Genomic DNA, 6,924 nt, shown 5'->3' on the forward strand with positions numbered 1-6,924 from the left:
CATCGGGGCGGGGCCACCACCGTCCACAGTGGTCGATCCGGCCGGTCAGTCGCAGATGTGGCTGACGACCATGAACGACGAACTGCATTCGCGACAGCAGCTCGACATCAGCTCCGGCCCGCCGTCCACGGCTTCGAGCGCGGGCAGCAGGTCCAGTTCGTTGATGTTCAGGCCCATGGTTCCTCTTCCTCTCGATTCACCCGATGATCGCCGGGACGGCGTCCCGGACGGCTGAGCGCGGCGGGCCGATCAGCAGCCGGTCGCCGCCGTGACGCAGGCGCAGCAGGAAGGAGAGCGGCCCGGCGAAACCGTTGCCGAACGCCGCGACCACGTCGCCGCCCTCGTCGGGAGTGAGCCAGCGTTCGCCGCGCCGCACGGCACGTGAGGCGAGGCTCGTCGCGGTGTCGGTGCTCCAGTCGAGGTAGCGCGCCTCGCCGAACACGTCCGCGCAGTCGAGCAGGAAGTCGCCGTCGGAAGCCAGGCCGTGGCACCACACCGGTGTCGCCACCGCGTTCGCGCAGCGCACGGCGTACGCGGCCGCCTCGGCGAGTTCGGCTGCCGCGGCGTCTCCTGTCGCCGCGAAGTAACGCAGCAGGAACGTGCCGACTCCGTTGGAACCACTGCAGAATCCGGTCAGCCGGATCCGGTCCGCGCCTTCGTCGGCTTCGCCGCTCGGCCAGAACGCCGCGCGTCCGTCGCGGTCGGCGATGTCGGCAAGGGTGCGTACGCAGCGCGCAGCGGCGTCGAGGCCACGTTCGTCTCCGGTGGCGGACGCCGCGTCGAGCAGGAAGCTGCCGATACCCGCGACGCCGTGCGCGAAGCCCCAGTGTTTCGTGCCCGCGAGGCTGGAGCCGCTCGACGCGCTCCAGCTGATGACGTCGCCGTCGATGTCCGCGATGGCGAGGAGATGGTCGGCGCATGCGCGGGCACGGTCGAGCAGGTCCGCGCGGCCGGTCATGCGCCACAACGCGAGCAGCGCCATACCCGCGCCCGCCGTTCCCTGGTGGACGTCGGGAATCGGCCAGCGGACCGGCAGCCGGGCGGCCAGGTCGAGCCCGGCGGTCTCGATATCCGGCGCGCCGAGCAGTCTGCCGGCTTCCACCAGGCTCACCGCGGTCCCGGCGCGGCCGAACAGCAGTCCCGGGACGATCTTCGGCTCGCGGGGAAGCCGGTCGACGAGCCAGTCCGCGGTGGTCTCGACGAGATCCGCGGTGTCGTAACCGGCACGTATCGCCTGGGAAAGCACGGCGAGCACGCCAGCGGCGCCGACGTGCACCGAGCACGGGTCGTGCCTGCTCCCGGCGGTGGAATTCGGCCACAGCGCTGGCCCGTCCGGGGTCGTGGTGGCCTCGAGTTCGGCGAGCATGTCGGCGATCAGCCGGTCGGGATCGGGCTGCGTGGGCGGGGTGTGCGGTACCGGCTGCGGATCGCGAAGCGCCGCTCGGACGGCGGAAAGATCCGGTCGCGCGCCGGGGTCGTCGGCGAGCAGTCCACAGAGGACGGTGCGCAGCGAGGCTACCGCGGGCTGCCGGGTGGCCATCAGCTCGACCATTTCGACGATCCGGGTGCCGGGACAGGCGGGCGGATGCACGCCGCTCGCGAGGTACAGCATCGTCGCGCCGAGCGCGTAGAGGTCGACCGGAACCTCGGGGGCGGGGTTGATCAGCCTGGTGCGGCCGAGGATCTCCGGCGCGGTGTAGCCGGGCGTGGTCAGCAGCGGGCCGATTTCCCAGGCCCGCAGCGCGGATTCGAGGTCGATCAGCTTCAGCCGGTTTCCCGGGGTGACAAGGATGTTGTTCGGCGTGAAGTCGCCGAGCACGTACCCGGCTTCGTGCACCCGCTCCAGCAGATCGACCAGTTGACGCGCGAGATCGAGCACCAGTTCGGTGTCGGGGCCGAGGCTGTCGCCCTCGGTCGGGCGCAGCGTGCGGGCGGCGAACCGGCGGAGCGGGACGCCGTCGAGTTTCTCCTGGGCCACGAACAGATCCCCGTCCCAGGCGAACAGGCCGTGATAACGCGGAGCGGCGCCGGACGAGCCGAGCGCCATCAGCATCCGGGCTTCCGCACGGGCCCGGATGCGCGAGTCGGACCCGTCGGTGGCGGCCCCGGTGTGCCGCCGGAATCGTTTGAGGACAATGTCTTCGCCGCTCTCGGTGTCTTCGGCGATATAGACGCCGCCCCGATTGGACTGCCGGATCGCGGTGCGGACGCGGTAGCGGTCGCCGACCAGGACGGACCCCGGCGTCCGGACGGGCTCGGCCGCCGGGTGGAACGGATCCACCGTCCACTCCGGAACGGCCTTGCCAACGCCACGCTGATCGTCGACCGCTTTCCCGTCGGCGTCGGTGAGCGCGGCGACGTACTCGCCGCCGTCGGACAACACGAAGCCCGGGTCGAAGGCGCCGTAGCGGTAGAAAACCAGCGAATTCTCGCGGTACCGCCGGTCGGTGAGAATCCACTGGCCCGGCAGGCCCAGCGTCACCTCGTGCAGTTCGGCCGCGATCGCCGCGGCGTGGCCGTCGTCGTCCGGGTACACCGTGATGAACTTGCCCGCCGCCGTGCGATCCGCGTTGGGCTCGACGAGCCGGTGCAGTTCCCGCAGCGACTTGGTGAACTTGAACGCGCACCGGTGTCGCGCGAGTACCGCGATCGAGCGGGAAAGCACGAGACACGCGGACAGTGGCGTGGCGGACAGATGCAGCTTCCAGCCCTGCTCCCGATGCCGGTATTCCCGCGGCAGCACGAAATGCCAGAAGTCGTCGACCTTGTGCCGCCACGAATCCGGATCGTGCCGGGCGAGTACGGCGGTGGCGCAGTCGGCGAGCAGATCGGCGTCCTCGACGGGCATCCTGACCTCATCCCAGGGGGTGGAACACGGTTGCGATCAGTCTGTGCCGCCGTCCCCGGTGCCGGTATCACTCGTGGTGAGGCCAAAAGGGCAGAGCGCCCTGCCTCAAGGCGCGTCAGGGTGCTCCGCGGGGAGCAAGCCGTCGAGGAAACGGGTGACCGCCCACCGGAACTCTTCGTCCTCTGTGGACGGTGCGGCTCCGGCCGGATCGAGGTGATGGCCCATCGGATGCTTGTTGAGCAGGAAGCCGAGCAGGAGGTTGTACAGCGCCCGGTACGCGCGCATGGCCTCGTCCGGGTGCACTCCCGCGTCGGTCAGGCAGGTGAGCTGGTGGCGGGCGAACGGTGCCGCGTTGCGGGAGACGTATTCGCCCTCGGCGATCACCTTCGCCACCCACTCGTGCGCGGACAGGAACGCGTGGAGATCGAGCCACACCCGGATCAACCGTTCGCGCGGCGGGAGTTCGGGGTCGGCGGTGGGGAACTCGAGCGCGACGTCGTCGACCAGCAGGCCGAGCAGCTCGCGCCGATCGGCGATATGGCGGTACAGCGAGGCCTGTCCCGTCCCCAGTGCATGCGCGAGTTCCCGCAGGGTGAGCGCGTCGAGCCCGGACGCGTCGGCGATCGCGCGCGCCTTCGTCACGATCAGCTCCCGGCTCAGCTTCGGCCGGGTACCACCTGGGGTCACCACGCGATCACCGTAGCCCACCTTCTCGACGCCGTGTCTTTATTAGGGTAGCCTTCCCTTGTTGCGAACGTCGTTCGCATAGCGAGAACCGGGCGTCGACCAGGGGAATTCATGGATGTGACAAAGGTGGCCGAGGTGCGTCAGCGGCCGGAGCGAACGAGCAGGGGCACCGCGATCCTCGTCGCGATGTGTTTCGCGGTGCTGTCGTACGCGCTGATGCAGACGATGCTCGTCCCGACGATCACCACACTGCAACACGAGCTGCGCACGACCGCGGCGCTCACCGCGTGGGCCGTGCTGAGCGCGCCGCTGCTGGCGAGCGCGGTGCTCACTCCGCTGATCGGCAAACTTGGTGACCACCACGGCAAACGCCGGGTCGTGGTGGGGGTGCTCGTGGTCTACCTCGTGGCCACGCTCGGCGCGCTGGTGTCGTGGAACGTGGGCCTGCTGATCGCCTTTCGCGCGGTCCAGGGCGTCAGCCTCGGCCTGCTGCCACTGGCATTTGGTGTCCTTCGCGAAGCCCTGCCCGCCGATCGCGTCGCGTCCGGTCTCGCGCTGGCGTCGGGACTGGTCGGCGGTTCGGCGGGGCTCGGGCTGGTCTGCGGCGGCCTGCTGGTGGACTACGTTTCGTGGCGCTGGCTGTTCGCGGTCGGTGCGGTGCTCGTCGCGGTCACTCTCGCCCTGGTGCTGCGTTTCGTGCCGGAGAGCCGGGAACGGGGCGGCGGCAGGCTGGACGTCCCCGGCGCGCTGCTACTCGCGACGAGCCTGACGGCGCTGCTGCTCGCGCTGACGCAAGGCCCGGCGCTCGGCTGGACTTCGCCGTGGGTATGGGGACTCTTCGCGTTGGCAGTGCTCGCCTTCGCCGTGTTCCTGCCGGTCGAGAAACGCACCGCGACACCGCTGATCGATCCGGACCTGCTGGTGCACCGCCGGATCCTGCCGACCCATCTCGCCGCCGTGGCACTCGGCGCCGCGCAGTTCGTCCTCTTCGTGCTGCTCCCCAAATTCGCCGAAACCCCGCGGGCCGGCGCGGTGGACTACGGGTTCGGCGTGAGCGTCACCGCCGTGGGCCTGATCATGCTGCCCGGCACCCTGCTCGTCCTGCCCGGCAGCTGGCTCGCCAGCCGCATCGACGCCCGCGTCGGCCCACGCGTCCCGCTCGCCACCGGCCTCGGCTGCGTTGCCGCCGGTGCCGCCGCTTTGGCTTTGTGGCATGGGAAAATCTGGCAGCTGGTGGTGTTCTACGCGGTGGCCAGCGTGGGCTTCGGCCTCGTGATGGCGGTGCTGCCCCGTCTGGTGAACGCCGCCGTGGCCCCCGGCCAGATCGCCACCGCGAACGGCGTCAACACCGTGGCACGCACCGCGGGCGGCGCGGTAGGCAGCCAGCTCGGCGCGGCGATCCTCGCGTCGATGCCGATCGCGGGCAGCACGATCCCGGGCGACACGGCCTACGGTTTCGCGTTCGGCGCCGCGGCCTTGGTGGCGTTGATCGGGGTGGGACTCGTCGGCTTCCAGGTACGCGGCGGCAGATTCGCGTCCTGAACGCGGCTCGAACACCGGGAACAACGGACCGCGAAGCACGGTTAGCAGTAGGTGTGGATCCTCGTCTGGCCGACATACAGCGAGCCGTAATCCAGTAAGGCCGTGCTGATGTTCACGGTTGAGCCCCTGTCGCCGACCGTGTTGCTCGCCCAGAGCGGGTCGCCACTTCCGGTGTACACCACGAAGTTGCCATCGCGCTGGTAAGTGGCGTAAAAGGCGTCCCGTCCGTTGGTGTTGGACGCCCAGCATGCTATCCCGCCAGCGGCGTCGTTGTACTCGACCAGATTACCGTCCGTCTGCATCTCGAGCCTGAAGTTGCCATCCGCGGAGGTGATGTAGTCGCCGAGAGCCATCACGTCCCCTCTGAGGAGGAAGGTGCCCAGGTGAGTCGCGGCGCGCACCGGAGCGGCATTCGCGGTCGCCGTCGTCAGTGGATTCATGAGCAAAGCACAGAGCGCGGCGATTCCCGTCATTCGTGTGATCAGCTTTTTTCGCATGAGCTGCCCCCTTCGGTGGTCGACGCAGCGAGAGCGTCAACGCGTGACGACTCCCGGCTGCATGTTCCAGCCTTGTAGGGGTGGGCGGGCCGCGGCAAGCCTTTTCACGGTCGTCGAAACGCTCTGCCGCCGGCGGCTTGTACCCGCCAGCCGCTGTCGCCGGCGTTGTCACCGACGACGAACGGGCAGAAGCTTCTGCCGTCGTCCGCGGCTCCGCGCCATCGGAGAGCCATTGGGGCTGACCCGTTTTGACGGATAGGGTCGTTGAGGTGTTGTCAGGCTACTTGAGGGTGGGTTGTTTCGTAGCTGGCGGGGCTGAGGTAGCCAGCCTTCGACGTATTGAAAGATCGCTTTGTGCGCGGTGGTGCGGTTGGGGCAGCCGTGCCGGTCGAACAGTTCGGCTTTGATGGTGGCGAAGAAGGACTCGGCGACCGCGTTGTCCCCAGCATTGTCCCTTGCGCCCCACCGATAACCGTACACCGGCGTCGTCGGCGAGGGTGTTGGATTGGGCGGAGGTGTACTGGCAGCTGCGGTCGGAGTGGAAGATCACTCCGGGGGCGGGGCCGCGCTGGGTGACGGCGTTGCGCACGGCGTCGGCGACCAGGTCGGTGCGCAGGTGGTCCGCGGTGGCCCAGCCGACGACGCGGCGGGAGTCCATATCGATGACGGTGGCCAGATACAGCCATCCTTCCCAGGTGCGGATGTAAGTGATGTCCCCGCACCAGCGGGTGTTGATATTCGTTGCCGTGCAGGAGAAGTCACGCTTGATCAGGTCGGCCGGGGTGGTGGCGGGGTCGGGAACGGTGGTGGTGCGCCATCGTTTCGGGGCTCGCCCGGCCAGTCCTGCGGTGTGCAGGAGCCGGGCGATCCGCTTGCGGGAATGTCGTTTGCCGCGGGCGCGGAGTTCGGCGTGGACCCGTCGGTGCGGGTCCCGGCGTCGCGTTCAGCCTGCTTGACCCATTCCCGCACGCCGGTCTCGGGCAGGTCGAAGTCCTTCGCGACCTGACCGATCGACCGGTGGCCCCGCTGGCACAGCTCGACGACCTCGGCCTTGAACCCAGGCGTGAACGAACGACGAGGCCGAGGCTTCTTCCTGCCCATGGTCTCCATGATGGAACATCCTTCCCGAGGGGCGTCAGCCCCCTGATCTTGGATGTCCGTCAAAACGGGTCAGGCCCAGTCCTAGGTTCTGAGGTGGATGGTGTTGCGTCGTGGTGTGCGGGTGGCGTCGAGCCAGGCGGGTGGGATGAATTCGGGGAGTCCGTCGGTGGTGATGCGGACTTCCCATTCGGAGTGGTGGATGAGCTTGTGGTGGACGGAACATACGAGGACGAGATTGTCCACTTTGGT

The 6,924-nt window shown here is 68.9% G+C and carries 6 protein-coding genes and 1 pseudogene; 1 reads left to right on the plus strand and 6 read right to left on the minus strand.

The annotated features are described in order from the left end of the window. Positions 1–45: 45 nt before the first annotated feature. The 3 genes from ACFWX1_RS20095 to ACFWX1_RS20105 all read right to left on the minus strand — a co-directional run bounded on the left by ACFWX1_RS20095 (position 46) and on the right by ACFWX1_RS20105 (position 3,538). Complete coding sequence (locus tag ACFWX1_RS20095) at positions 46–177, minus strand: hypothetical protein (RefSeq protein ID WP_378329960.1); 132 nt, start codon at positions 175–177, stop codon at positions 46–48. 19 nt (positions 178–196) lie between these two features. Next, positions 197–2,848, minus strand: a complete 2,652-nt coding sequence (gene lanL / locus ACFWX1_RS20100; RefSeq protein ID WP_378389354.1) for a class IV lanthionine synthetase LanL — start codon at positions 2,846–2,848, stop codon at positions 197–199. 105 nt (positions 2,849–2,953) lie between these two features. Then, entirely contained in the window at positions 2,954–3,538 is a 585-nt protein-coding gene (locus ACFWX1_RS20105; RefSeq protein ID WP_378389357.1) for a TetR/AcrR family transcriptional regulator, read from the minus strand. Between the two features lie 108 nt (positions 3,539–3,646). Here ACFWX1_RS20105 and ACFWX1_RS20110 point away from each other — a divergent pair, with 108 nt between their 5' ends. After that, on the plus strand, positions 3,647–5,077 hold the full coding sequence (locus ACFWX1_RS20110; protein ID WP_378389359.1) for an MFS transporter: 1,431 nt from the start codon (positions 3,647–3,649) through the stop codon (positions 5,075–5,077). Between the two features lie 41 nt (positions 5,078–5,118). Here the strand turns inward: ACFWX1_RS20110 and ACFWX1_RS20115 are convergent, their stop codons facing one another. The 3 genes and pseudogenes from ACFWX1_RS20115 to ACFWX1_RS20125 all read right to left on the minus strand — a co-directional run bounded on the left by ACFWX1_RS20115 (position 5,119) and on the right by ACFWX1_RS20125 (position 6,684). After that, a complete protein-coding gene (locus ACFWX1_RS20115) occupies positions 5,119–5,574 on the minus strand; it encodes a hypothetical protein (RefSeq protein WP_378389361.1) in 456 nt (151 codons plus the stop codon). 280 nt (positions 5,575–5,854) lie between these two features. After that, positions 5,855–6,448 (minus strand): annotated as a pseudogene (locus tag ACFWX1_RS20120) (DDE-type integrase/transposase/recombinase); the annotation flags it as partial. Next, positions 6,343–6,684: a transposase gene (locus tag ACFWX1_RS20125; protein WP_378389363.1), complete on the minus strand. Its 342-nt coding sequence runs from the start codon at positions 6,682–6,684 to the stop codon at positions 6,343–6,345. The pseudogene ACFWX1_RS20120 and the gene ACFWX1_RS20125, both read right to left, overlap by 106 nt. Positions 6,685–6,924: the final 240 nt, after the last annotated feature.

This window comes from Amycolatopsis sp. NPDC059021 (genome assembly GCF_042739895.1).
In the GTDB taxonomy this organism is placed as follows: Bacteria; Actinomycetota; Actinomycetes; order Mycobacteriales; family Pseudonocardiaceae; genus Amycolatopsis.